General features: G+C 61.9%; 23 protein-coding genes, 1 tRNA gene and 1 pseudogene. 8 read left to right on the top strand and 17 right to left on the bottom strand.

The window, feature by feature from the left end:
- Positions 1 to 56 precede the first annotated feature (56 nt).
- Together HMI58_RS11545 and HMI58_RS11540 are read right to left on the bottom strand one after the other, a co-directional pair.
- Positions 57 to 1,130, bottom strand: coding sequence for an alpha/beta hydrolase (locus HMI58_RS11545; protein ID WP_171619922.1), 1,074 nt, complete (start codon positions 1,128 to 1,130; stop codon positions 57 to 59).
- A gap of 145 nt (positions 1,131 to 1,275) precedes the next feature.
- A complete protein-coding gene (locus HMI58_RS11540; protein WP_171619920.1) occupies positions 1,276 to 2,064 on the bottom strand; it encodes an SDR family oxidoreductase in 789 nt (262 codons plus the stop codon).
- A gap of 101 nt (positions 2,065 to 2,165) precedes the next feature.
- Here HMI58_RS11540 and HMI58_RS11535 point away from each other — a divergent pair, with 101 nt between their 5' ends.
- The gene (locus HMI58_RS11535; RefSeq protein ID WP_171619918.1) at positions 2,166 to 3,038 is read left to right on the top strand and encodes a helix-turn-helix transcriptional regulator; all 873 of its coding nucleotides are present in this window, start codon (positions 2,166 to 2,168) and stop codon (positions 3,036 to 3,038) included.
- A 32-nt stretch (positions 3,039 to 3,070) separates the two neighbouring features.
- On the opposite strand, the gene trxA is transcribed toward HMI58_RS11535, so the two are convergent.
- From trxA to HMI58_RS11480, 11 genes and pseudogenes are all read right to left on the bottom strand, one after another.
- Entirely contained in the window at positions 3,071 to 3,499 is a 429-nt protein-coding gene (gene trxA / locus HMI58_RS11530) for a thioredoxin (RefSeq protein WP_171586779.1), read from the bottom strand.
- Positions 3,496 to 4,845 (bottom strand): annotated as a pseudogene (locus HMI58_RS11525) (AAA family ATPase); the annotation flags it as partial. The pseudogene HMI58_RS11525 and the gene trxA, both read right to left, overlap by 4 nt.
- 157 nt (positions 4,846 to 5,002) lie before the next feature.
- Positions 5,003 to 5,076, bottom strand: a tRNA-Met gene (locus HMI58_RS11520).
- A gap of 138 nt (positions 5,077 to 5,214) precedes the next feature.
- Positions 5,215 to 5,877, bottom strand: a complete 663-nt coding sequence (locus HMI58_RS11515) for a peroxiredoxin-like family protein (protein WP_171619916.1) — start codon at positions 5,875 to 5,877, stop codon at positions 5,215 to 5,217.
- A 205-nt stretch (positions 5,878 to 6,082) separates the two neighbouring features.
- Positions 6,083 to 6,508 carry a hypothetical protein gene (locus tag HMI58_RS11510; RefSeq protein WP_171619914.1) on the bottom strand — a complete coding sequence of 142 codons (426 nt, stop codon included), beginning with the start codon at positions 6,506 to 6,508 and terminating at the stop codon, positions 6,083 to 6,085.
- A gap of 299 nt (positions 6,509 to 6,807) precedes the next feature.
- Positions 6,808 to 8,313, bottom strand: a complete 1,506-nt coding sequence (locus HMI58_RS11505) for an alpha-N-arabinofuranosidase (RefSeq protein ID WP_171619912.1) — start codon at positions 8,311 to 8,313, stop codon at positions 6,808 to 6,810.
- A gap of 86 nt (positions 8,314 to 8,399) precedes the next feature.
- The gene (locus HMI58_RS11500; protein WP_171619910.1) at positions 8,400 to 9,665 is read right to left on the bottom strand and encodes an endo-1,4-beta-xylanase; all 1,266 of its coding nucleotides are present in this window, start codon (positions 9,663 to 9,665) and stop codon (positions 8,400 to 8,402) included.
- Positions 9,662 to 12,034: a glycoside hydrolase family 3 N-terminal domain-containing protein gene (locus HMI58_RS11495; protein ID WP_171619908.1), complete on the bottom strand. Its 2,373-nt coding sequence runs from the start codon at positions 12,032 to 12,034 to the stop codon at positions 9,662 to 9,664. The genes HMI58_RS11500 and HMI58_RS11495 overlap by 4 nt, the downstream gene beginning before the upstream one ends.
- A gap of 8 nt (positions 12,035 to 12,042) precedes the next feature.
- Positions 12,043 to 12,915 (bottom strand): carbohydrate ABC transporter permease, encoded by an 873-nt coding sequence (locus HMI58_RS11490; protein WP_171586797.1) that lies wholly within the window; start codon positions 12,913 to 12,915, stop codon positions 12,043 to 12,045.
- The gene (locus tag HMI58_RS11485) at positions 12,915 to 13,940 is read right to left on the bottom strand and encodes a sugar ABC transporter permease (RefSeq protein ID WP_171619906.1); all 1,026 of its coding nucleotides are present in this window, start codon (positions 13,938 to 13,940) and stop codon (positions 12,915 to 12,917) included. Before HMI58_RS11485 ends, HMI58_RS11490 begins: the two co-directional genes overlap by 1 nt.
- A gap of 9 nt (positions 13,941 to 13,949) precedes the next feature.
- Complete coding sequence (locus HMI58_RS11480; protein WP_225668066.1) at positions 13,950 to 15,215, bottom strand: extracellular solute-binding protein; 1,266 nt, start codon at positions 15,213 to 15,215, stop codon at positions 13,950 to 13,952.
- Between the two features lie 154 nt (positions 15,216 to 15,369).
- Between HMI58_RS11480 and HMI58_RS11475 the strand changes: the two genes are divergently transcribed.
- The 3 genes from HMI58_RS11475 to HMI58_RS11465 all read left to right on the top strand — a co-directional run bounded on the left by HMI58_RS11475 (position 15,370) and on the right by HMI58_RS11465 (position 18,032).
- Positions 15,370 to 16,386: a LacI family DNA-binding transcriptional regulator gene (locus tag HMI58_RS11475; protein WP_171586800.1), complete on the top strand. Its 1,017-nt coding sequence runs from the start codon at positions 15,370 to 15,372 to the stop codon at positions 16,384 to 16,386.
- A gap of 66 nt (positions 16,387 to 16,452) precedes the next feature.
- Positions 16,453 to 17,460, top strand: coding sequence for an NAD-dependent epimerase/dehydratase family protein (locus HMI58_RS11470; protein ID WP_171619902.1), 1,008 nt, complete (start codon positions 16,453 to 16,455; stop codon positions 17,458 to 17,460).
- Positions 17,461 to 17,513: 53 nt separating this feature from the next.
- Positions 17,514 to 18,032, top strand: a complete 519-nt coding sequence (locus HMI58_RS11465; RefSeq protein ID WP_171619900.1) for a polyketide cyclase — start codon at positions 17,514 to 17,516, stop codon at positions 18,030 to 18,032.
- Between the two features lie 136 nt (positions 18,033 to 18,168).
- Here HMI58_RS11465 and HMI58_RS11460 read toward each other — a convergent pair whose 3' ends face one another.
- On the bottom strand, positions 18,169 to 18,519 hold the full coding sequence (locus tag HMI58_RS11460; RefSeq protein WP_171619898.1) for a cytoplasmic protein: 351 nt from the start codon (positions 18,517 to 18,519) through the stop codon (positions 18,169 to 18,171).
- 241 nt (positions 18,520 to 18,760) lie between these two features.
- On the opposite strand from HMI58_RS11460, the gene HMI58_RS11455 reads away from it, so the two are divergent.
- Positions 18,761 to 19,420, top strand: coding sequence for a Type 1 glutamine amidotransferase-like domain-containing protein (locus tag HMI58_RS11455; protein ID WP_171619897.1), 660 nt, complete (start codon positions 18,761 to 18,763; stop codon positions 19,418 to 19,420).
- Positions 19,421 to 19,462: 42 nt separating this feature from the next.
- Here HMI58_RS11455 and HMI58_RS11450 read toward each other — a convergent pair whose 3' ends face one another.
- Positions 19,463 to 20,056, bottom strand: coding sequence for a GNAT family N-acetyltransferase (locus HMI58_RS11450; RefSeq protein WP_171619970.1), 594 nt, complete (start codon positions 20,054 to 20,056; stop codon positions 19,463 to 19,465).
- Positions 20,057 to 20,283: 227 nt separating this feature from the next.
- On the opposite strand from HMI58_RS11450, the gene HMI58_RS11445 reads away from it, so the two are divergent.
- Entirely contained in the window at positions 20,284 to 21,432 is a 1,149-nt protein-coding gene (locus HMI58_RS11445) for a serine hydrolase domain-containing protein (protein ID WP_205208120.1), read from the top strand.
- A 163-nt stretch (positions 21,433 to 21,595) separates the two neighbouring features.
- Here the strand turns inward: HMI58_RS11445 and HMI58_RS11440 are convergent, their stop codons facing one another.
- Positions 21,596 to 22,510, bottom strand: a complete 915-nt coding sequence (locus HMI58_RS11440; protein ID WP_171619895.1) for a hypothetical protein — start codon at positions 22,508 to 22,510, stop codon at positions 21,596 to 21,598.
- A gap of 200 nt (positions 22,511 to 22,710) precedes the next feature.
- Here HMI58_RS11440 and HMI58_RS11435 point away from each other — a divergent pair, with 200 nt between their 5' ends.
- On the top strand, positions 22,711 to 23,211 hold the full coding sequence (locus HMI58_RS11435) for a hypothetical protein (RefSeq protein WP_171619893.1): 501 nt from the start codon (positions 22,711 to 22,713) through the stop codon (positions 23,209 to 23,211).
- Between the two features lie 174 nt (positions 23,212 to 23,385).
- Complete coding sequence (locus HMI58_RS11430) at positions 23,386 to 23,994, top strand: hypothetical protein (RefSeq protein ID WP_171619891.1); 609 nt, start codon at positions 23,386 to 23,388, stop codon at positions 23,992 to 23,994.
- A gap of 36 nt (positions 23,995 to 24,030) precedes the next feature.
- Here the strand turns inward: HMI58_RS11430 and HMI58_RS14730 are convergent, their stop codons facing one another.
- Entirely contained in the window at positions 24,031 to 24,561 is a 531-nt protein-coding gene (locus tag HMI58_RS14730) for a hypothetical protein (protein ID WP_171619868.1), read from the bottom strand.
- Between the last annotated feature and the right edge of the window lie 12 nt (positions 24,562 to 24,573).

Raw genomic sequence — 24,573 nt, 5'->3', positions numbered from 1 at the left:
TTACGAACCCTTCTCGGCGTCGCCCGCACCCCGTTGAGTGCCGCCGAATCCGCAGCTCACTTGTAGTTGGTGTGGTCCTGTCCGTCCGGATCGAGTTCATCGGAATCCATTGCTTCTAGATGTCTCGTAATTGCTGCTATCACCTGCGCCATGTGTGGGTACGGGAACGGGTGCCCTGCGTCGTCCAACCAAAGGCCGCGGGCCGATGGAATGGCTGCAGCGAGTCGGTGTCCGTGTTCGATCGGCAAGATCACGTCGGCTTTCCCGTGAATCACGAGGGTAGGCGCAGTGATTGTTCCCAGAAGCGGGTACCGAGAGCGTGTCACAGCGACCGCGGCCTGGTGCTGGCAGAGTGCACGAAAGTTAAGTCCGTTTCGTTCTCTCAGGTCGTAAAGAACAATTTTGGTCCACTCTTCGACGTCGATAGGTTCGTCGCCGCCCTGCGCAACTAACCCCGCGATGAGTTCTTTGACAAGATTCGTCTCCCCTCCCAGCAACCGATAGCGGAACTGTGGAAGGCCCTTAATCGCGGATTCGATCAGCTGCCAGGTTCGGGGTCCCGGCATCGACGGGTCCGTCGGGTCCGCGGAGGTCGACATGAGACTCAGCGAGTGAACACGCCCCGGGTGGGCGATCGCGATTTCCTGGGCGACGAAACCCCCGAGTGAGAGCCCGACCACGTGGGCGCGGGCGATGCGCAGCTCGTCGAGGACGGCTATCGCATCGCCCGCCATGTCTATCAGCGAGTACGGGTTCTTCCGACTCCAGTCAGTCATCCAACTCGAGCCCCCAGTGCCCCGATGGTCGTACCTGACGACGCGGTACCCTGCTGTCGCCAGGCCGCGCAGGAACTCCGGAGGCCAGAACAGTGAGCTCACACCGAGAGAGGCGTTCAGCAGGACCACACCGTGCTCGACGCCGGCGGGAGGGATGGACTCGTACCAAATGTCCACCCCACCCGACCTGGCATTCCCTGTTTCACCGCGAATCACTCCGCTTATGGGTCCGCCGCGGACCCGGGCGATCGTCTGCCTGGTACCGGACGGCAGGCGGGGTCCGCGCCATGTCAGGACCGCCATAAGTCCGGTGAGACCCAGCACCGCTGACGCAAGAACCGTCCCCTTCCTCATCGGCTCAGCATAGAGCAGACAGTGTCTGGGCGGTCCACGTCCCAAACGGGATTTGCCGCCCTGCAATCATGGGCCACTACATCGACGATCGGGATCGGCTGCCAGCGGATTGTGAATTCAGTAGGTCATTTGCGAATCCGCCAGCTCAGGATGCCCGGGTAGTGGTGATGCCACCGTCGACGGCCAACGTAGCGCCGTGGATATAGGCTGCCTGCGGCGACGCCAGCCACGCGACAGCTGCGGCAATTTCATCGGGAGTACCCGGGCGGCCCGCGGGGGTCCCAGCAGTCATTTGCGAGATGATGTCCCCGGCCCCTGCATTGATTGGAGTACGGGTGGCTCCCGGCGAGACGGTATTGACGCGAATGCCTCGGGGCCCGAACTCCGCAGCCCAGCTGCGCGCGAGCTGTTCCTCCGCGGCCTTTGATGCCGAGTACAGTCCGACAATCGCGTGGCCCACTGTCGACATCCAGGATCCGATCACCACGATAGTGCCGTCCCCCTGCTCAAGCATGCCCGGTACCAACGCAGCCGTGAGCACGTGCGGAGCGCGAATGTTGACCGCAAGGGTAGCTTCAAGATGCTCGTCGGTGAGGGACAACGTATCCACAGCCGGGCACACGGCAGCGTTATGCACCAGAAGATTGACTGCACCGCCAAGAGCGGATTCCCAGGACCGCGCGGCGGAGCGCAGTTCGTCAGCAGGAGCCGAGAGGTCAGACGGGACAAAAGTGGCCGCACCGCCGTCGCGGTGGATGCCCGCCACAACGTTTTCGCCGCGCCCGCGGTCCCGCCCGGTGATGAGTACGTGGGCGCCGCGGGCGGCGAGGAGACGGGCGGTAGCGGCACCGATGCCGCTGGTGGAACCGGTAACAACCGCACGGCGGCCGGAGAGGGAAAGGGAATCTGACTGGGACTGATTAATTGTGGTCATGTTCTTCATTCCAACCGACTTGCCGGGGACGCACCAGTGCAAGCGGTGCCTAGGCATGGGATGACCACCCTCGTTCTGACGTCGCTTCCTATACTGGGAGGGTGCCCGCAGACCGTACCGCCCTCGCCGCTTTCCTCCGCACGCGCCGAGACCGTTTGACACCGGCACAGGCTGGCATCGATCCCCTGCCTGGCCGCCGCCGCGTATTAGGGCTCCGTAAAGAAGAGGTAGCGCACCTTGCGAGCCTCAGCACCGATCATTACAGCCGGATCGAGCAGGGTCGTCAACAACACCTCAGCAGCGACATCGTGCTCTCCCTCTCACGGGCACTCCGGTTGGACGAGATTGAAACGAAGCACCTGTTTGACCTGGCCGTTTCGCCCGCTAAGTCCCGTGATTCCGGGTGGGAGGCACCCCAGCGAGCTGACCCCGGTCTACTTCGCCTGCTGACGACGCTTGACCATGTTCCCGCGTTGCTCCTGGGCAGGCGCGGCGACGTTCTCGCACGCAATGGGCTCCTGTGCACCGTGCTGGGTACCGAACTCGATCCGGGATCGTCCTTCATGAGATGGCTGTTTCAGGCCCCGGAGGCACGGGAGCGGATCCTCAACTGGTCTGACTTCGCTGCCGCAGCCGTCGGTGGCTTGCGCTACGAGACCGGACGGCGTCCCTATGACCGCAAGCTCGAAACGCTTGTCGCCAAGTTACGCACCGAGGACCCGGACGTCGCGCGGTGGTGGAATGATCACGGAGTCACGGACCAGACGTCGGTCACCAAGCGCATCGAGCACCCCCACTTCGGGATCCTCGTGTTCGGCATCGAGGCCGTCAACACGCCGCATGACCCCGATCAGCGACTGATCGTCTACACCGTAGAACCGGACTCCGCGACCGCTGCATTACTTCCACTCCTACAGTCCTGGGCAGCTCAGGCCCGGAGCGATCCATCTCTGAGCACACCGCGCCCTGAATGAAGCAGGACTTGAACCAGCCGGCGGTCCTTGAGCTACTTCGAAAGCGCCCCCTCCAACCATGACCTCAGCACCGGTGCGGGGGCTGCCCCGGCCTGCCTGGCGACAATCTTTCCGTCGACGATGATCATTAATGTGGGCACTGCCTGAATGGTGAATCTGGCGGAGAGCTGCGGCGAGCGGTCGACGTCGACCTTCACAAGTTTGATCTGCCCAGGGCGTTCGTGAGCCAGCTGGTCCAGGACAGGGCTCACCATCCGGCACGGGCCACACCACACCGCCCAGAAGTCCACCAGCGCCGGGACGCCGGACCGTTCAGCGATCTCTCCGAAGTCGTCGTCACCTGCTTCAACCACCCAGGGAAGATCCTCATGGCAATTGCCGCAGCGTGGCCGGCCGTCGGCGGCCGCCGGAACGCGGTTGGATTTGCCGCAGTGGGGACACTTGATGATGGCCTTGTTCATGAGGTTCCAGCCCCTTCCAGTTCCATGGTGCTGTAGTCGACAACCAGTTCCCCTCCGGCTGCTGTCACTGTCACCATTCCGCCTTCCGCGATGCTGCCACGCAGCAGCGCCCTGCCCACCTGTGTCTCCACCACATGGGAAATGTAGCGGCGCAAGGGGCGGGCTCCATAGATCGGATCGAAGCCGCGTTCGGCGATCAACAGGCGGGCCTCCTCGGTGAGTTGCAGCTCAATCTGCTGCTCGGCCAGGCGCTCCCGCAGCTGGTGGAACTGCAGGTCAACAATCCGCTCAATTTGCGGTAATCCCAAGGGTGCGAACAGCACCGTATCGTCGACGCGGTTGAGGAATTCGGGACGGAAATGCGCCCGGAGCTCACCCATGACCATGCTGCGCGCCTCGTCTGTGATCGCCCCGCCTTCCGTCGAGCCCTCCAGAAGATAAGGGGAGCCGATATTGGAGGTCATGATGATGACGGTGTTGCGGAAATCGATGGTCCGGCCTTGGGAGTCCGTAATCCGTCCATCATCGAGCACCTGCAGCAGCGTGTTGAAAATATCCGGATGGGCCTTTTCCACTTCGTCGAACAACACCACCGAGTAGGGTTTCCGGCGTACTGCCTCGGTGAGCTGTCCTCCTTCGTCGTATCCGATGTAACCGGGAGGGGCCCCTAGAAGCCGGCTCACGCTGTGGCGCTCCTGGTACTCACTCATGTCCAGCCGAATCATTGCGTTTTCGCTGTCGAAGAGTGCCGCGGCCAGAGCCTTCGCAAGCTCGGTTTTCCCGACGCCGGTCGGTCCGAGGAAGATGAAGGAGCCGATGGGACGGCGGGGGTCTCGGATGCCGGAGCGGGCGCGGATGATCGCGTCCGACACCGCGCTAATCGCTTCCTCTTGTCCCACGACACGGTCGCGCAGGATTTCATCCAGGTGCAGGACCTTCTCGCGTTCGCCCTGCTTCAGCCTTGCGACCGGGATGCCCGTCCATGCCGCAACGATGTCGGCGATCTCGTCTTCAGTCACGACCTCCCGGAGCAGGCGTTTTTCTCCCTGTTTCGCGGTGAGCCGTTCCTCCTCAGCAGCCAGCCGCCGTTCAAGGTCGGCGAGTTGGCCGTAGCGTAGCTCCGCCGCCCGGTTGAGATCGTAGTTCCGTTCGGCTTCTTCAGCCTCCAGCCGCAGCCGCTCCAGTTCACTGCGGATTTCCTGGAGTTTGTGAATCGCCTGACGCTCGGCTTCCCACTGGGCACGCTTCGCGTCCGCCTCGGCGCGCAGGTCTGCCTGTTCCCGCCTCAGCTCTTCCAGGCGGGTCTTGCTGGCTGGATCGCTCTCTTTGGAGAGTGCAGCCTCTTTCGTCCCAGAACAGCTCCACTGAGGATTTGTGATCACCCCACAGGCGCCCTACAGAACGACCGACATCAATACTGCAAGCTAGGGGTCCCGTGACAGCCTGATTGAAAGCGAAGGACCCCGGACTGGGCACATTGCCTAGTCCGGGGTCCTTCTGTCGTTGCGGGGACAGGATTTGAACCTGTGACCTCTGGGTTATGAGCCCAGCGAGCTACCGAACTGCTCCACCCCGCGGTGCATAATCGACCCTACGCATCCCAGCGTGAATACACCAATCAGGGCGATCCAGGGCGTGGGAGATTCGAGTTGTCCACCGTGGACCGGCCCAGTACGGTCTCGGAAACGTAGACCCTGTCACCGTGGTCGAATGGTTTAGAGATTCCCTACTGCTCGCAGGATGTCGGGCACTTCGGAACGCGTCGTATAGTCGGTGTGGATATCCACAAACCGCACCGTCCCTCCCGCATCGACAATGAGGACAGTCGGGAACGGAATGGCAGGCGTGCCGTCAGTGTTGCTGTCCGCAACATTGAACCCCAGCTTGGTGTGGGCGCTGCGGGCGTCGGAGCTTGGTTCCGTGACGATGCCGAGCTTGAGAGCGAGTCCGTTGGCGGGATCTGAAAGGACCTCGAAATCTAGGTCGCCGGCCTGGACCGCGGCCTCGCTGCCGGTGGGATGTTGCGGACTAATCGCTATCAACTTGATGTCCTGCTCGACCAGGCTAGGCAGGAGTTCACTCTGGTAGGTCTTGAGCGTTATGTTGCAGTAAGGGCACCAAGCACCGCGGTAGAACACCAGCACTGCAGGCGCGGATGACAGTACCTCCGATAGCTTCACCTCATTGCCGTCCCGCCGGAGCAATAGAGCATCCGGCATCTGTTCACCGACAGTGACTGCCTCGACCGGTACTCCAGCGGATCGAAGGTCCGCCTGTTCCGCGGCGAAGGTACCAGCCAGATCCTTCCCAATCTGGGAATCGAATCCCTGGTTAAATTCTGCCACCTGCTCCTTGATGCTTGTGCTGCTATGCGACATGACAATCTCCTGTATCTCCGGCCCAACCGGACTTGGGCTGCACCTCAGACACTAGATGGCCCAATGAACTTCAGGGTGATAGCCGTCACACAAATTCATATAACTGCCCCATGCCAGTCACGGACAGACCCAACTGGCCATTGATCTCCTACCGCGCAGGCGACGGCCCTGGTCCGTGTTTCCGTGTTGATCGCGGCGGCCCCGCCTAGGCTCTGGCGTAGGCGTCGTAACCCGCAGGCGATTCAGTTCGTTCGAAAGCATCATCAGCATGGCCCAAAAGCACTGCTTCAGGTTCTTCCTCGACAGCCATTTCACCGGCACACAGGGGTCGGAGCAAGAGGGCTTCCTGCTGCTTGGTGAGAAGGAGCGGGAAGCTGATGGCCAAGTGCGCATGACACAGGGCCGAGGTGATCCAGTAGGTGCCATCGACGCCGCCCATGACGTCGGAGACCATTGCACTGATACGACGCCGGTCGATCGAGATGCCGTGCTTGGCCAGGGCGAGCCGGGCTGGGTGGTGCTCAATGTGAGTCTGGGCAACCATGTTGGCGGTGTGGATGGCGCGCAGCTGACTCGGTGTCCAGACGCGGTCGAAGATGCGGGCTGAGGGAAAAGCTGGGACTGTGCTCATTGTGTTCCTGAGATGTGAGAGTGAAGTGCTTTGTTTAACCCATATGTGAGGCAAGTCATTCACGGGTGAGGCGTGCAGTCGTCACCAGGTGCCGCCACCGATCACCGCCGAACGCTCGGCATGACCTGTCTTCTACATTTTTCTAGGGTACGTTCGAAATTCTTCTGGTTGGGGGCGGATCCCAGACCCTGCGCGAAAGCTTCGTCATTCCTACAGATAGTGCGCATTCGCTGCAGTCTCGGGCAGCTCAACTCCGGTGTGATACATCTCTACGTGTCCAACATCATGACCCACCACAGCTAGGTGAGACTGATGGCTGACCATGACACGGGTGGAAGCGTCACTGTAATCGTCCCGTCGTCGACAGAGGCGCCGTCGAGTGCTTTGAGGCCGACCCGGTGCTGGTTATCGAACGTGTTCTTCGCGTAGACGTCGTCGTCGTGCAGAGTGAGCGCCTCGGTGATCGTGGTGGCATGAAGATCGGTGACGTCGATCGAGACGTCGATCGATTCGGTTTGGCTGCGATTCACGAGGAACACCGCCGACGCGCCGGCCTCAACATCCATGGTCGCCACCGCGTCGACGAGGGGCGCACGGCCGTAGACGGAGGTCTCGTAGGTGTCTACCTCGATGGTAGGGCGAAGGATTTCACCGCGGGCTAGGCGTGCGGTGACCGAAAAAGGGAAAAAGGTGGTTTGACGCCATGCAGCACCACCTGGTTCGGTCATGATCGGCGCGATGACGTTGACCAGTTGCGCCAGGGACGCAGACGCGACTCTGTCGTGGTTCTTGAGCAGGGTGATCATGAGGTTGCCGAGAACGACGGCGTCGGCGACGGAATAGACGTCCTCGAGTTGGCGGGGCGCATAGGTCCACTGGTCGTTGACCTCGCCGGAGGCTTGGTGCTCGTCGAGGTACCAGATGTTCCACTCGTCGAAGGATAGGTTGATGGTCTTGTCGCTACGCAATTTGTGTTTGACGTGATCGGCGGCGGCGACAACGGCTTGGATGAAGTACTCCATGTTCAACGACGAGGCCAGGTAAGAATCGAGGTCGCCGCCGCGCTCTTGGTAGTAGGCGTGGCAGGAGATGTAGTCCACGTGTTCGTAGGCGTGTTCAAGCACGATGCGCTCCCAGTCGCCAAAGGTGGGCATCGAGGAACCGGAGGATCCACAGGCTACAAGTTCGAGGGTTTTATCCGCCGCTTTCATAGCCTGTCCGGTGCGGGCAGCGAGCTGCCCGTAGGCGTCGGCGCTCATGTATCCGGTCTGCCAGGGTCCGTCCATCTCGTTTCCCAGACACCACATGCGGATGTCGTAGGGCTCTACAGCGCCGTTGGCGACCCGTTGGTCGCTTAATGCCGTTCCCGATGGGTGGTTGGCGTACTCCAGGAGGTCGAGGGCACTCTCGATCCCGCGGGTCCCGAGGTTCACTGCCATCATCAACTCGGCTCCGGTGAGTTTGCACCAGCGAACAAACTCGTCGATGCCCACCTGGTTCGACTCCAGAGCATGCCAAGCGAGGTCACGGCGGACCGGGCGCTGATCGCGTGGGCCCACACCGTCTTCCCACCGGTAGCCGGAGACGAAGTTGCCGCCCGGGTAGCGGATCGTTGTCGAGCCGAGCTCTTTGACCAACTCGACCACGTCGAGCCGGAACCCGTCCTCGTTGGCGGTGGGGTGATCCGGCTCGTAGATCCCGCCGTATACACACCGGCCAAGGTGCTCTACAAACGAACCGAAGATCCTCCGATTCAGGGGCGCGACGACCGCCGAACGCTCAATGACAATATGGGCCTTGGTCACAACATCATCCTGTTCATAATTACGTATGAGGGCAGCCCGATTCCGGACCATCTGTCGGGTGGGCGTGGGTATGTTAGTTGGCGGGATCACGCCAGAGTCAGCTGAATCGGACGGTCCGTTTCACGCCCCCGGGAGAGCGAGACGGGCGCACTCTGCCCGTCGCGCTTGATCACGTAATCACCGAAGAAGCCCGTGATCGACAAGCGACCGTCATCATCCGTGCGCATCGACGTTTGTGGCAGCCACCATTCGTCCTTAACCAGCGACTGGAGTGCGTGATACGACGGCTTCGGCGTGCCGTCGGCGCGAACCAACCCGCCCGGCGCGCCGAGCCACGCCCCGTCGTCGGTGAATCCCCAGTAGGTGATGGCCTGCACTGCTGGGTGTCCTACGAGTGAGCGATAGTGGCGGACAATTTCGTCCGCTTGCCTCGCCTCTCCCTCGGGCGTTGATGGCCAGGATGGGATCTGATAGTCGTTGAGGTCGACGATCTCCGGCGGCATGAGCTCCCCCGACAGCAGAGTCGTCTCGGTCAGATGGAGGGGCAACCCGAAGCGGGCGAATCGGTCGACCATCGCGAGCATGGTCTCTTCACCCCAATATCCCTGATGCATGTGCGTCTGCAGGCCGATCGCGTCCACGGCGATCCCCGCTTCAACCACGCGCTCGATCAGAGCTTCGTAGTCGCTCGACAAGTCGAAGTCGTTCAGAACGAGCGTCGCCGAAGGGTTCGAGGCCCGAGCTTCCTCGAACGCAAGCTGAATCATGGGCACGCGCCCAATGCTCTGCGCAAGCCGGGTGATACCGTTTTCCTCTGCAGTGAACACGGGCATGATGACGGCTTCGTTGATGGCGTCCCACGTGTCGATGACCCCGGCAAAGTCGGTCACCTCACGTCGGATCCTCTCGCGTTGCAGCCGCTCGATCTCGGCCACCGGTAGACCGGTGAGCCACTCGGGCGCGAGCGTGTGCCAGGTAAGCGGATGCCCCTTCACTGTCACCCCGTGCTCAGCGAACCACGAGGCGGTCCGCTGAAGTCTTCGGGTGTCAGGCTTGCCGCGGGTCGGCTCGAATCCTCGCCAGTAGAACGGAAGGGTCGCAGTGTTAAAGAGGTCGAACCACATCGTCTCGAGCTCCGGCAGGCTGGCGAGCCCGGCCCCTCCGAAAACGGGATCCACCGCAGCATCCTGCTCGGTCTCCCCATTGGCGAGCGGAATGAAGTCGAAACCGATGTTGCCGAAGGCGAAGTCATGACGCAGCTGTTCAACAGTGACATCCGCGTCGCGCACCGGGTTGCCGACGGAGTCCAGCACGGTGACCTGCGCGGTCAGCGCGCGGTGATCGACACTCATGAGGCAGTCCGAGCGACCTCGATGAACCTCGGGTGGAAGGCCCGGTCGAAGCCCACGACGCGGGCTTCGCCGGAGAGCTGCACCGAGTGCGTGACCCGCAGGTCGGTGCTCGACGCTCCGAGAGCAAGGACGATCCCTCCCGGTTCGACTACCCGTTCGCCGTTTCGGCCAGTGAAGCAGGTGACATCTGTTGGAACGTGTATCGAAAGCTCAACGGACTCCCCCGGCAACAGATCAACGCGCTGAAACCCGATCAGACGCTGCACCGGGCGTACCACTGACGCGACCGGATCGTGGACGTAAACCTGGACGATTTCTGACCCAGATCGGTCTCCCGTATTGCGGAGGCGGAGGCCGAGGGTCGCCGTGCCGTCAACTCCGACCGTATCCGGCCCGTGCTGGCCGGCGCTCCAGTCAAAGGTCGTGTACCCGATCCCGTGCCCGAACGCGAAGGCCGCGGTCGGGTCGATGCTCGACACTCCGTTGGAGCGCGCCAGGGGGGCGGCCAGGTATGTGGACGGCTGCGTTCCCTCAGAGGCAGGGATACTGACAGGCAGGCGCCCACTCGGATTAACCCGGCCGGAGAGGATGCCGGCGAGTGCGGCAGTGCCTTCTTCTCCTGAGAAGAACGCTTGCACGATCGCGGCGGCGCCCGTGACAGCCGATCCCAGTGCGTACGGACGCCCAGCAAGCAGGGTGACGACGGCAGGAGTGGATGTTGCCAGGACGGCGTCGAGAAGGTTCTGCTGGGCGCCGGGCAGGCGGAGCGACTCGACATCGCAGCCCTCACCGCTTGTACCGCGGCCAAAAAGCCCGGCACGGTCGCCGAGGGCGACGATGACGACGTCCGCCCGCATTGCAGCATCCACCGCTGCGGAAATCCCGGCGGTTTCTCCTCCGTCGATAGTCGTGCCTGGCACGTATTCGATGTCGGCTTCGGGAAATTCGATGCGGAGGCTATCCAGCAGGGTTGGCAGTTTGATACCGAGGGGTGTGTCAGGATGCTGCACGCCGACATGCGCGGGGAACGAGTAGCAGCCGAGCACGGCGAAGGGGTCGTCGGTCGTCGGTCCGACGACAGCAATCCGGCGCGGCCCTGCGAGTGGAAGAGTCCCGTCGTTGCTCACCAGCACGATAGATTGTTCGGCGATCTCTCGGGCGACCGCCCGATTGCCGGCATTGTCCAGGTCGATGGTCCCGCGGATGCCTTCAGCGTTGTCCACGGCGACGTCCCGCAACGCTGTGGGCGTGGCATCCCAGTCAGGGTCAAGCAGTCCGAGTTCGGCTTTCTGGCGCAGCACACGCCGGAGGGCACGATCTATGACCGCCTCGGGCAGGTCGCCCGACCGGACCGCTTCAACCAGCGGCGCGCCGAAGGTCTTCACCGTCGGCAGTTCGACGTCCACGCCCGCGGTAAGCGCGAGTGCGGCGGCCTCGCCCCACGAACCCGCGACGCCGTGCAGCAGTTTTAGAAAGGCGATCCCGAAGTAGTCGGCCACAACGGTGCCGTCGAAACCCCAGGTGTCGCGCAGAACTCCGGTGAGCAGCGACTCGTCGGCCGCGGATGGGACGCCGTCGATGTCGGTATAGGAGTGCATGACCGAACGCGGTTTGCCTTCCCGCATAACCATTTCGAACGGGACGAGCAGCACGTCAGCGAGTTCACGAGGACCCACCGATACCGGCGCGAGGTTCCGGCCGGCTTTCGACGCCGAGTACCCGACGAAGTGCTTGAGAGTTGCAACGATTCCTGCGGACTCAAGGCCACGGACGTACGACGTTCCGATGGTGCCGATGAGATACGGGTCCTCACCAATAGTCTCTTCGACGCGACCCCAGCGGGCATCCCGGACCACGTCGAGCACCGGAGCAAGGCCCTGGTGGATGCCGACCGAGCGCATGTCGGACCCGATGCGGTGTGACATCCGCTCAATGAGCCCCGGATTGAACGAGGCCCCCCAGGCGAGGGGTACCGGATAGGCGGTCGCCCCCCAGGTGGCGAAGCCGGCAAGGCACTCTTCATGCGCAACAGCCGGGATGCCGAACCGGTTGGATGCCGCGATCCGGCGCTGGCTGCGGAGGAGCGACAGCGCTCCGAGCGCCGGGTCTACCGGAGCGGAGCCGAACGGCCGAGTCAACTGGCCGAGCCCGTTCGGCAGGAGCGCATCGAGGTCGACGACGTCGTCCATGTCGTTTTGATGCGGAGCAACGTCCCCGCCTTCATTGGACGCGCCGACCCAGACGCCAAACAGTTGGGCGATCTTCTCCTCGAGCGTGAGCTCAGCAAGGAGCGCTTCGGCTCGGTCGGAAGCGGATGAGGTGACGTCGTGCCATGCCAGCGTGGTCGTCGTGGATGTCGTGGTGCTCAAGGGAAGTCCTAACCTTTGACGGCGCCGGTGAGTCCGCCGACGATGCGACGCTCGAACAGCGTGAAAAATATCAGTGCAGGAATCATGGACAGTGAGGTGAAGGCGAGTACCTTTGCCGTGTCCACCGAATACTGCGAGGCGAACGCCTGAACGCCGAGCGGCAGGGTATAGGTCGCCTGGTCGCTGAGGATGAACAGTGGCAGAAGATAGCTGTTCCAGCTCGCCACGAAAGCGAGGATACCCGTCGTCACCACGCCCGGCAGCGACAGAGGAACGACCATCCGGAAGAAGAAACCCAGCCGGCTGGTGCCGTCGATCGACGCAGCCTCTTCGATTTCATCGGGGATGGCCTTGAGGAACGGCACCAGGATGATGATCGTGACCGGCAAGCCGAAGGCGATCTGCGGGAGAATCACGCCAGCCAAACTGTTCATCAGGCCCAGATCCCTGACGAGGATGTAAAGGGGCGTAATGGCCACGGTCATCGGGAACATGAGCCCGGCGGCGAACAGCGAATACATCGCTCCGCGACCGGCAAACCTGTAGCGTGCGAGGATGAAGCTTGCCATCAGGCCGAGCGTCACCACACCGATGGTCGTCGCGAGCCCGGCAATCATCGAGTTGCCGACCTGCTGCCAGAAGGTCGAGCTCGCGAGCACCTCCGCATAGTTGTCGAAGTTCCACGGGTTCGGGAATCCTGCGGGCGAATTGGTGATCTGGGAGTTGTCGCGGAACCCACCGAGGATGATGTAGATGACGGGTCCGAGACAGAGCGCGATGAAAACAAAGGCGATGAAGTAGGTCGCCGGGCTGCCCCACTCCTGGCGGTCACTCGATAGACGCTTTTTGTGCGGGCGCGTGGGAGCTTCGAGAACTGCCATCACTTCTTTCCTTCTGTTAGAGCACCGGCGGTGTCCCGCGAAAGAACGAACCGTTGGTAGATCAATGCGATGACCAGGGAGATCAGGAACATGACGACGGCGACAGCACTGCCGTAGCCGAAGTTGCCGGACGTGCGCCCGTTAGCGACCATGTAGGTGGCCATGGTTGAGGTTCCGGCAGTCGAAGCGACGTACTGGCCCCAGATGATGAAGACCAGATCGAACAACTGCAGCGAACCGATGATGGACAGAAACGCCCAGATCCGCACGGTCGGCCCGAGCAGTGGCAACGTGATGGAGCGTTGAGTCTGCCAGTAGCTGGCGCCGTCGATCGCGGCCGCCTCGTACAGTTCGTCCGGGATGCTCTGCAACCCGGCGAGGAAAAGAATGACGGCGAAGCCGATGTACTTCCACGAAATGATCACCATGAGGGACCAAATGGCTATGCTCGGGTCAGAGAGCCAGTCCCTTTGGAAGGCTCCCAACCCGATGTTTTCGAGCACCCCATTGACGGAACCGGATGTCTGCAGCATGAGACCCCAGCCAATCCCGACAATGACCTCGGAGATGATGTAGGGAACGAAGATGAGCACGCGGATAAGCGACCGGCCACGGATCTTCCGGTTGAGCAAAAGCGCGAGGACGATCGCAATAGGCCCCTGGAGGATCAGGGAGAGCACCAGGATGAACCCGTTGTGGCGCAGCACGTCGTGGAACGCGCTGTCCGCGAAGATGATCATGTAATTTTGGAAACCGACAAAATCGGTAGCTGGCCCAAAACCCTTCCAGCGAAAGAAACCGTAATAGCCGGCGAGGACGACCGGGAGGATCACGAAGCCGACAAAAACGACAATCGCGGGCCCGGCCAGAAGCATGATCTCGAGGCGCTTGCGCCAATCCGTTGGACGCCGTCTGGGCCGCGGTGCGGCAGGGGACGCCGCGCCAGCGCCATCCCCTGCCGTTACCGTACCCCGCGGCGGCTGCTGGTCCGTCAACAACGGAGCACCCCCTGCAGGTTCAGTCATTATCTGCTGCTATCCCTGTGCTGCTGCGGTGTTCAGCGCGGAGACGATGTCTTCAGCTGTGCCCTGACCAGCGAACAGGTCGACGGCACCCTTGTTCAGCGCGTTTCCGACGTTCTGTCCGAACAGCGTGTCGAGCCACACCGTGACGTACGGTGCCTCGTTGTACGACTCGATGATCGAAAGCAGTGCTGGATCCTCCACGACCTCCTGAGCATCCTGGTTGGCAGGGATCGTCTGGAACGCGTCCGCGTAGCCTTCCTGGTGCTCCTGCTGCATGAAGAAGTTCAGGAACGCGGTGCACTCTTCTTGCGGGGCCTGAGCCGAGCAGGTGAAACCGTCCACGCCGCCCATCATTGCGCCGGGCTCACCCTCGCCGCCCTCAACCTCAGGGAACGGGAACCAGCCCAGGTCCGGGAGTGGCTCCTCGTCAGGTGTCAGCGAAGCGATGACACCTGGGTTCCACGCCCCCATGAGCTCCATGGATGCCTTCTTGTTGGCGAGAAGTCCAGCCGAACTACCTGCACCCTGCTGCGCGGAGGTGGTGAGGAATCCGTTGTTGAACGGCTCTGTGTCGACGAACTCCTGCAGGTTGTTACCGGCCTCCAGCCAGCATGGGTCGTTGAACTCCATGGTTTCAGCGGCAGTGTTGAGAGCATCCTGTGAGCAGGCTCGAACCGCGAAGAAGTAGTACCAGTGCGCGGCAGGCCAGGCATCCTTCGCGCCGACGGCGATGGGGTCGATTCCTGCACCCTTGAGCTGCTCAACAGCGGAACCGAGTTCGTCGATCGTCGTCGGTGTCCCCTCAACTCCCGCTTCGGCGAAGAGGTCTCCGCTGTAGTAGATGCCACCAGGCAGCACGGCGGTCGGCATTCCGTAGATCTTCCCCTCGACCGCGAAGGCGCTCAACACCCCTTCGGGCACAGCGGCCCTGGTGGCATCGTCGATAGAATCCGTAATGTCCATGGCCTGTCCGGCCGCAACGACATCCGCAAGCTTGCCGCCGCCGCGCGCCATGAAGATGTCGGGTGCATCGCCGGAGTTCAGCGCGGTTTGGAGCTTTCCGTCCATCTCCTCGTTTTGGATGGACTGGATCTCGATGGTCACGCCAGGGTTTTCCTCCTCGAACGCTGCGACCGTGTTCTCCCAGTAGGCCTTACCATCACCCGTCGTTGAGTTGTGCCAGAACGTCATGGTGACGTCGCCGTCTTCTGTTGCTCCACTGTCGGAGCCACACGCTGACAGGCCGCCGAGGGCGATTGCTGTCGCCGCTCCCATGGTCAGCAATTTCCTGGTGCTGTGCTTGTTCATCTTTGAACACCTCTCGAAAGTTTCGACATTTTTGTCGAAATCAATTAGTATGTGATGAGCGTAACAGTGGCCCGGTGAAACGCAAGTGTTTCCCGCGAAAAAAGAAGAAGATTGGTTCCCCATGATCGACTCAGGTCGTAAGGTCAAGCTCAACGAATTAGCCGATGAGGCCGGAGTTTCGCTCTCCACGGTCTCCAAAGTCCTCAACGGACGGTCAGACGTGTCCGCGCAGACCCGGGCAAAAGTCGAAGAGCTCCTCTACAAACACGGATACCAGCGACGCCCAGGCCTGCCCAACAGGGACTCCTTGATCGAGCTCGTTTTCCCCGAACTCGAGACAGCCTGGGCCATGGAGATTATCCGGGGGGTCGAAAATGTCGCTCGCGCCAACGATATGAGCATTGTCCTGACCGAGTCAGGGGACCGCCACTCCCCCTCCCCGGCCTGGATCACCGGGGTTCTCCGTCGACGCCCGGTCGGGGTAGTGCTCCTCTTCGCCGATCTCGCCGCGGAGGCGAAGGCAACCCTCCAATCCCGCGCCATCCCGTTCGTGATCATCGACCCGGCCGGAGATCCGGCCCCGGATGTCCCCGCGATTGGGTCAGCCAACTGGTCCGGCGGCCTCGACGCCACCCGCCACCTCATCGAATTGGGACACACCCGGATTGCTGCGATCACCGGTCGCGACGACATGATGTGCTCCTTCGCCCGCGTCGATGGATACCGGTCCGCCATGAACACGGCCGGCATTGAAATCGATGAACGCTTCGTGCGGTTCGGCAACTTCCGGGTCGACGGTGGCTGCAGCATCGCTCTCGAACTCCTGACGCTGCCGGACCGCCCCACAGCGATATTCGCAGGGAGCGACCTCCAGGCGCTCGGCGTCATCGAGGCTGCCAGGACGCTTGGGCTCCGGGTGCCCGCTGACCTGTCCATCGTCGGTTATGACGATCTGCAGCTCGCTCAGTGGTCCAGTCCTGCCCTCACGACTGTGCACCAGCCGCTCACGGCAATGGCCGAGGAAGCGGCGCGGCTCGTGATCCGCATGAGTGAGAGTACCCTCACAACCATCCCCCGGATGGACCTCGCAACGCGGCTCGTCGTCCGTGATAGCACGGCCCCGCCGGCTGCGGGCTGACGGGCCGGCGCGAACGCGGTGCGAACTTTCAATAGGCGGGCTCAAATGAATCACCAGGAGAAAACCATGCAGGGCTTGAAAGTACTCTTCATCGGCGGCAGCGGAATCATCAGCGCCCACTGCACGAAACAGGCAGTAGATGCAGGCATGGACGTCTATCTACTCAACCGCGGCATCAGGAACTTGCGTCAGGTACCCGAGGGCGTGACCACCTTCGTCGCTGATTCCCGGGACAAGCAGGCAGTCCTTGATGCCATAGGCGGTCACCACTTCGACTGCGTCGTCAGCTGGGTCAACTTCACTCCGGAGCAAGTGAAGCAGGACGTCGAAATTTTCGCCGGACGAACCGGACAATACGTCTTCATCAGTTCAGCATCGGCATATCAGACACCACCGACACACATGCCCGTACTGGAATCCACTCCGTTGAAGAATCCCTTCTGGGAGTACTCCCGCAACAAGATCGCATGCGAGGACCTCCTTACTGCGGCCTACCGCGAGGAAGGATTCCCCATCACAATCGTCCGGCCCTCTCATACCTACGACGAAACGATGATCCCATTCGACGGAGGGTGGACGATTGTGGAACGCATGCGCGCCGGGCGACCCATCATTGTGCCCGGCGACGGAACCTCGTTATGGACGATCACCCACAGCCGTGATTTCGCTAGAGGGTTCACGGGTTTGCTGGGAAATACATCAGCGATTGGTGAAGCTGTGCACATCACCGGCGAAGAGACACCCTCGTGGAACCAGATCTATACCCAGGTCGCGGCAGCTGCCGGCGTCCCTGACCCCGTCCTGGTCCATGTCGCCTCGGAATCTATCGCCGAAGCCGACCCTGAGTGGGGCGCGGGCCTCTTGGGCGACAAATCGCACACAATGATTTTCGACAACACAAAAATCCGCTCACTGGTCCCCGGATTCACCGCCAGCATCCCCTTTAGTCAGGGCGCGCGGGAGATGATCGCCTGGCATGACTCGGACCCGACACGCCGAACAGTGGACGCACACATGGACGCCATTATGGACGGGCTCGCCGAAGCATACGCACCACGACGACTTCGTCTTTAGGTGCGGCAACTGCCCTTCGGTTCGTACTACAATCGGGTCAGATGGCTAGGAGCATGCATATCGTGGACCAGGAACATGTAAGCGCATCCTTGAGGATCTCCGCGTCCGCCCCGCACGTGTTCGCGGTACTGGCGGATCCGATGATGCACTCTGCCATCGATGGCAGAAGCTCCGTTGCCGACGGTACGGGCCGGATTCAGCAAGCTGTCGACCAGGCGCGGCTGACCGAGATGGGACAGATGTTCCGGATGGGAATGAATCATCCGAACCACCCAGAGGGTAACTACCAGACGGTCAATAAGGTTCATGTGTTCGACCCACCACGCGCCATCGGTTGGCGGACTGGGCACGACCCTAAAGGTGATGGACAACTGGAGTTTGGCGGTTGGTTCTGGCGCTACGACCTGATGTTCGTCGACCAGTCGGAGACCGAGGTGACGCTCACCTACGATTGGGCGGCGGTGCCGCAATCTATTCGCGAGTACCTGCGATTCCCACCGTTCGCTCCGGAGCGTCTCACCAACTCACTGCAGCATTTGGCCGAACTAGCCGCTCCCAAGCTGAACACGTAAGCCTCCGCGGGTCGTCGTGGATCCAAGCCGATACCAGTCCGCAACGCCTCGACCACCTGGGACGCACCCGGTTAGGCGATCCTTCCAAGCAGGCGGGTCAAGGTACCGACTCTTGCTCCTGCTATATTGGCGCCGTCTACGATCGGATGGGCCCAAGATAATCGGCGTGTTCCCCAGATGAGTCGGGCGCGGCTTCCTTGAGTTCAACAAAGAATGTATGCGTATCCGTGTCGCCAGTATTTTCACCATAGTGGTCTTGCTCCGGTAACCACCGTGCCACACCAGCTGGCAACTCCACATCGATGCTTCTACCATTTGATGAAAGTCGGCGGCGGAACGAGCTGGCCGTGATCATCACGCTGTCGGGATGATGATGCTCGGTCGATGTGTGCCCAGGGCTATCCGTGTACTCAAGCACGCGCACTCGATTGTTTTCGAATACCAGCCGGTAGTTCTCAGGATTCGTCTCAACAGGGTCCTTTGACATAGCCGGACTCTACTCCTGCAAGAAAAACACCACTAGCGCAAACTGCTCCACCTACAGACCTGCAAGAGTAGGCCGCATGGCGCCAATCGCTCCCCGGCGGTGGGTAAGAACATTTCCTACGCAATACCTATTGAAGTGCCGAGCGCGACGCCGGCAGGCTTATTAGATAGGCCGGTGAGTTCCCGCCCAGTTCCTCGTCGTCAGGCACACCCACTATCCGCGCAAAACTTCGGAGGAACGTTTGAAACTCTTGCTTACGTCAGGCGGTGTGACGAACCCGAGCATTCACTCGGCGCTCGTGCAACTTCTCAATAAGCCGATCAGCCAGTGCCGCGCTTTGGTCGTCCCGACGGCGCAGTGGGGGCACCCACTGTGCGGACCGGCCTCGGTGTGGGGCCTACTAGCCGCCCAGCCAGATTTCCGTCACCTGTCCGGTCTGGGCTGGGCTTCGCTCGGAGTTCTCGAGCTCACCGCACTGCCCACCATCGGCAAGGAGCGATGGGTACCCTGGCTTCAGGAAGCGGACGTGTTACTGGTCGACGGCGGCGACGCGACCTACCTATCCCATTGGATGCGGGAGTCCGGGCTAGCCGACCTGCTGCCGTCACTTCCCGACACGGTCTGGGTGGGAGTGAGTGCCGGAAGCATGGTGATGGCGCCCCGCGTCGGAAACTCTTTCGTCGAGTGGCCCGCTGCGCCGGACGATCGCACGCTAGGAGTGGTCGACTTTTCGGTCTTCCCGCACTTAAATGCTTTCCCTACCAACACTCCTACCCACGCAGAGCGGTGGGCCGCCGACCTCGGAGGCCCGGCCTATGCGATCGACGAACAAACCGCCATCAAGGTCGTCAACGGCTCCGTCGAGGTGGTTTCCGAAGGGCAATGGAAGAAGTTTGAGTGATCAATACCGAACACTTGTGCGTTGGGTTCACGGCGGCATTGCTCAGCCCGGGGCAGGTTGAATCGTCTTGCGCATTACGGTTTTGCGCTTGCCGATGTGGCGCTCGAACGTGAACCCAGCCTTCTCGAACATGGCGCGAGTGCCGTTGTGAAGGAACGAGGACGACGTCCTTTTGCCGGGGACAAGTTCGTTGGGGAACGAGATCACCTCGCCCCCGCCGGCATGGGCGATCAGCTGGAGCGCGCCGTCGAGCGCTTCCCGCGCTACGCCCGATCGTCGGTGGTCGCGGTCGACGAAAAAGCACGTAATGCGCCACGGTGCTGGCCTAGTCTCGCCAGCGTCGTATTCCTTACGGTGGTAGATCCCCGGCAGCTCAGCCGGACTGCCGTACTCGCACCAGGCGATCGCGTCCTCGCCGTCGAAAACGAGCGCAGCATGTGCGACGCCCTCCTCCACGAGTCGTTGTTTGAACGTTGGCCCGTCGTATTTGGCTTTGACTGTGTCCGCAGTGTCACCATGAAAATACGAGCAGTAGCACCCGCCCCAGACTCCGTTGTGTTTCTGCGCAAGCGCTAGCCAGGCGGGGAAAGTCGCCGGAGTGAGCGCCTTGATCGTATGCGAAGTCTTCACACTCACCTCCGCAATCGGGCCGGAAACGAAGTGGGGAAGGTCAGGAAGCCGGCTTGGTCGCAAGAGAATCGGGAACACACAAGGTGACTACGTTTTTTGTCGTTCCACCCCGACATTCGTGAACGCCTCCAATACGCGACCCGACAGCCCTTCCAGTGCAACAGTAAATCCGATGCCGAACCAACTTCAAGGAGTTCGATCACCCCAAAACCGGCCACTGTTACGACCAGGCGATGGAAGCGCTACAGCTGATCGAGACGATCCGTCCGATGGTGGACGACGGTGAAGTTCCCGGGGCTGTCGTGGGGGTCGTGGATCACGGCCGTACCTCGGTGGCCGCTGTGGGGACCACCGAACCTGGCGGGGCTACCGCAATGACCCCTGATGCGGTCATGCGCATCAGCTCCAACACGAAGCCACTGGTCGCCGCGGTCGTAATGCTCCTGGTTCAAGACGGTGTGTTGAACCTCGACGATGCGGTCGAGAGATTTGTCCCTGAATTGGCCGACCGCCGCGTGCTGCGCCGGATTGATGGCCACCCGATGGATACAGTCCCAGCTCAACGATCAATCACGATCGAGGATCTCTTGACGATGCGGATGGGCTTCGGATTCGTCCCTGAGAGTGCCTGTCCCGCAATGAAAGACGCTGAGAAAGCTGGCCTGGGGTTTGGCCCCCCTGACCCCTCGGCGATGCCCTCACCCGATGAATGGCTGGCCCGCTTCGCCAGACTGCCCTTGCTGGAGCAGCCCGGCACAGCCTGGAGATACGACTTAGCTTTCGGGGTACTGGGAATCGTGCTTGCACGCGCGACAGGACAGTCGCTTGACGTCCTCATGCGTGAGCGACTGTTCACACCCCTTGCCATGTCTCAGACTGGGTTCGTCGCCACGCCCCAACACCTTGTGCCTGCCTTCGCGCAAAGCGAGAACGGTTTGATGCTCTTTGACAACATCCTCGAGAGCCGGTGGTCGACGCCACCGGCGTTCCCCGACGCGCGCGGTGGCCTGGTATCCACGGCAAGTGATTTGCTGCGATTCGCCGGCATGCTGCTCGATAACAGCGGCGAATTGCTGTCCGCCGAATCAGTCGCGGCGATGACGTCCGACCAGCTCACCGCGGAACAAAGATCCGGCCCCTCAGCGCAACCCTTCCTGGATAGAGGCGGATGGGGGTATGGAATGGGGGTGAGCGACGGGGAATGTGGACGTCGCTACGGATGGGGCGGGGGGCTAGGCACGCTCTGGTACAGCTGGCCCGAGCACCGAGCGGCAGTCGTCCTGATGACCCAAGTGTTACCCCCGTCAACGAAGCTCTTCGATGCATTCACCAGCGCCGCCGAAGCAATACTCAACCCTTCTCCGCCTATTTCCGGGCTATGAGGAAAATTTGAACGTCTCGGGTCTCCAAGTCACCCCGCATGTAACGATGACAAGTTGGCGCTCACTTGCAGTCCTGAATATCTCGTAAGGAAGAGATTCCTTGAGCGAATACGGGGCGTGGTGAGATCCCTGGTGCGTGTGTGGGTCACCGACGCGCGCATGCCTAAGCCTTGTCTGTTTTGGGCTCCGTGGCGGGTTCGAGGTAGAGCGGTTCGCCACGGCGCCAGGTCTGGAAGGCCATCACGATGGCAATCACGATGGTGATGACGCCGGGAATCATGAGGAGTGCTGCACCCACATAGTCGCGGGACCCGGCGAACAGACCGAGAAACAGCAGCACACCGCCGATGAAAGCCACTGCCAGGTCGAGCCCTTGGCCTCTCCGGTCGTTGCGGTAGAAGTAGGGTTTTGGCTTGGTTTGAACGAAATTGGGGTGTCGCCTCATCTGCCCGGGATATGACAGTTTCTTGATCACCGACACGAACGTCGCGGTCGCCGCGCCGACCGCCGCGATGGCCGGGACGATCAGCAGCAGGTACAGGTGCTGTTCGTTCAGGACAAGGTTACGAGGGGAGAGAACGCCGTACTCCTGCTGCACTGGAAGCAGGAGTACGTACAGTCCCAACAGGAGGGCTACCCAGGCACAGTGTAATGGGAGTCCGATTGGCAGGACGGGTCGGTTGACGCTGTGCAGCAGACGCGGGAAAGACTGATACTGCACGACGGCGTCGGGCTGCCGCGAACTGATGCTGTGGATCAGGAGCAGCCAGGAGCCGATCAGGAATCCGACAACGGCCGCAGCGGCAAAATAGAAAGTGCGCGGCAACTGGGGGTCGAAACCAATACCGCTCAGGTCCCAGGAGGCCGCGAGGAAACCGGCGGAGGACCCACCGGCTGCGGTCAATAGTATGAGTGATGCGTAGCCTGCCACCGACACCACGACAAGGATCAGGCCAACGGCCAGGACGCTCGAGCGCAGGCGGGCAGAGACCGCCATCTCCTGCGTCGTGGGAGCTGCGTCCGGGACTGGCCTGAACTCGGGCGGTCCCCAGAGAATCCGGCGAGAGACTTTATCCATGCGAGTGATTCTCCAAAAAAGGTCGACGGCGACGTGCAACCTGGTGGTGTTGTGCTCGGACACCATCCCCGCAAGAGGCACTGGCGCAGATGGTGCGTCCGCCACGGTACAGTCTGAACTCCTGGACGGAGCCAGCATCTTTCCCTTTTCGGGGCGATGGCAGTGATCGTCAACCAAACCCTACGTGAGACGGTGAACGGATGCGTTCCAAAAGACGACTGGGCCTTGGCGTGGTGGTCCTGGCTTTGTTGCTGGCGGTTGTCGTGCTGTTCGTCAGTTGCAGCTCCACCGGTGACCTACGGCGGACTGAGGCCCGGCTTGATGAGCTGCCCGGTGTCAACGGGTCGTACCTGTGGACCTCGTCGGACGGATTTCCGACCAACCGCCGGCTGAGCGCCCGGATTTACGTGGATTCCGACCCCGGGGAAGAACTTGCGGCGCTGCTTGACGCGGCCCTGGAAACAACGTGGTCGTTCACCGGATTCGAGCCGACCGCCGGGATCGCCTTCCAAATGGTGGTCGGGAAACGCCCCGCAGAACCCGTGGCCTCAAACTGGGACGACCGTGTTGTGCTTAAGGACGTCCTGCCGGAGATCGGGCTCGACATCGACGGTGTGGGAGTACCGTCGTTCGGCGACGTAGTCCATGTGAGTCCCAAGGTGATGACCGACCGTTACGGCCCCTGGCCAGGCGACGACTAACGACTGTCGACCGCGGTTAGCTGTACTGAGACAACAGACTGACTCCACGGGCCTGCCAGTGAACCGCGCCCGTAGCAGGGCACGACCGCCAAGCGGAATAGTCAGTCCCCGCCACAGGTTGTCGTGATGGACAGACCGAATCCCCGCCCTACAGGAAAGCATCCAGTCACCACCATGAGCTCTTCACTCACGAACACCTTGTCCGAACTGCTGGCCGGCGCCGACGCCGCTGGACACGACCATGCAGCCACGGAGAAGAACAGCGGCCTGCAGCATATCCACAACCACGCCACTGGGGCGGTCGTATGGTTTCCCACCTGGCAGAAGTTCCGCCTGACCAGCGACTGGGCGGGTGCCGTCGGCGAGCAGGAGGCCCGTCTCAACGCCGCCACGGCTGACGGAACGCCGCTCCAGGACGTAGCCTCCGCGTTGCTGGCGGATCGGCTTGAGGGCCTGCTGGAACGGGCTGCCCAGTCCCCCGACGTCAATATTTTTGTCCAGGAGAACCTCACGGCCCACCTGACCGAGACCTGGGCCATCGCCGACGCCGCAGCGCGGACATCCGGCACCGGGCTCCCCGCAGGGACACCGCCGGCCGTCTTTTCGGACTACCCCTATCACGTGTACGCCCAGGACGGCGGGGCATTCGCCACGGCGCTCTGGAATGATGTGATCGACGCCCGACGCCACCGTGCCCTCGCCGAAGAGGCCGCCCGAAAGGCCCTAAAGCCGGTGTCCCGCAAGGCACTGAAAAACGCCGCAAGGAAGGCTGCGCGGCGCTAGCACGGCGAATGAGGGCCTGACACCGGAACCGGAACGTCACCGTCGAGCGCCCCTCAGCGCTTTCAGCAAGCGTTGCGCCTCGAACGGCACGGCCTTCTGGAACTGGGCGTCCTCGGAGGTGGATACGCTTGCCCGACGTGCATGCACTCTTGCAGGCCCTAGTAATGGGGCAGGTCCCGGGTCCAAGGCCATCTGGATAGCTGCCGTCTCGCGCGCGGCGTTGCCGGGGTACTCACCCATTCCCCACGTTCCGATCCCGAGCACCGGGACAGCATCGCCGGACGGAAGAATATCTCGCGCATCGCAACTCCCGTCAGAAAATGCCCGCTCCCGTAGTGGGATGCACCGCGTCCCGTATTTCACGGCGGAACACAGCGGACCGCGCCGCCCCGGTTGTTCCGGAAAAGGCGAAGCAGTGCACCGGCCGCCCGGCCACGACTCGCTTCCGCCGTATCCGCCGGGGGCGACGTTCTTCGCGGACTCCATGAGGTTGTGGTGGATGACAGTGATGTTTCCAGCAACCACCGCGGCGAGCAGCAGTTCGAGAATGAGTGCCAGCTGCTGCATGCGCCCACTTTC

It is taken from the genome of Arthrobacter sp. 147(2020) (genome assembly GCF_013116715.1).
GTDB lineage: Bacteria > Actinomycetota > Actinomycetes > Actinomycetales > Micrococcaceae > Arthrobacter_D.
This window is presented reverse-complemented; position numbering and strand designations above follow the sequence as displayed.

Coding starts and splice junctions, on each gene's coding strand:
- HMI58_RS11545 (WP_171619922.1), bottom strand. CDS start 1,130: ATGAGGAAGGGGACGGTTCTTGCGTCAGCGGTGCTGGGTCTCACCGGA.
- HMI58_RS11540 (WP_171619920.1), bottom strand. CDS start 2,064: ATGACCACAATTAATCAGTCCCAGTCAGATTCCCTTTCCCTCTCCGGC.
- trxA (WP_171586779.1), bottom strand. CDS start 3,499: ATGAACAAGGCCATCATCAAGTGTCCCCACTGCGGCAAATCCAACCGC.
- HMI58_RS11515 (WP_171619916.1), bottom strand. CDS start 5,877: ATGTCGCATAGCAGCACAAGCATCAAGGAGCAGGTGGCAGAATTTAAC.
- HMI58_RS11510 (WP_171619914.1), bottom strand. CDS start 6,508: ATGAGCACAGTCCCAGCTTTTCCCTCAGCCCGCATCTTCGACCGCGTC.
- HMI58_RS11500 (WP_171619910.1), bottom strand. CDS start 9,665: ATGAGTGTCGATCACCGCGCGCTGACCGCGCAGGTCACCGTGCTGGAC.
- HMI58_RS11490 (WP_171586797.1), bottom strand. CDS start 12,915: ATGGCAGTTCTCGAAGCTCCCACGCGCCCGCACAAAAAGCGTCTATCG.
- HMI58_RS11485 (WP_171619906.1), bottom strand. CDS start 13,940: ATGACTGAACCTGCAGGGGGTGCTCCGTTGTTGACGGACCAGCAGCCG.
- HMI58_RS11480 (WP_225668066.1), bottom strand. CDS start 15,215: ATGGGAGCGGCGACAGCAATCGCCCTCGGCGGCCTGTCAGCGTGTGGC.
- HMI58_RS11475 (WP_171586800.1), top strand. CDS start 15,370: ATGATCGACTCAGGTCGTAAGGTCAAGCTCAACGAATTAGCCGATGAG.
- HMI58_RS11470 (WP_171619902.1), top strand. CDS start 16,453: ATGCAGGGCTTGAAAGTACTCTTCATCGGCGGCAGCGGAATCATCAGC.
- HMI58_RS11465 (WP_171619900.1), top strand. CDS start 17,514: ATGCATATCGTGGACCAGGAACATGTAAGCGCATCCTTGAGGATCTCC.
- HMI58_RS11460 (WP_171619898.1), bottom strand. CDS start 18,519: ATGTCAAAGGACCCTGTTGAGACGAATCCTGAGAACTACCGGCTGGTA.
- HMI58_RS11445 (WP_205208120.1), top strand. CDS start 20,284: ATGGAAGCGCTACAGCTGATCGAGACGATCCGTCCGATGGTGGACGAC.
- HMI58_RS11440 (WP_171619895.1), bottom strand. CDS start 22,510: ATGGATAAAGTCTCTCGCCGGATTCTCTGGGGACCGCCCGAGTTCAGG.
- HMI58_RS11435 (WP_171619893.1), top strand. CDS start 22,711: ATGCGTTCCAAAAGACGACTGGGCCTTGGCGTGGTGGTCCTGGCTTTG.
- HMI58_RS11430 (WP_171619891.1), top strand. CDS start 23,386: ATGAGCTCTTCACTCACGAACACCTTGTCCGAACTGCTGGCCGGCGCC.
- HMI58_RS14730 (WP_171619868.1), bottom strand. CDS start 24,561: ATGCAGCAGCTGGCACTCATTCTCGAACTGCTGCTCGCCGCGGTGGTT.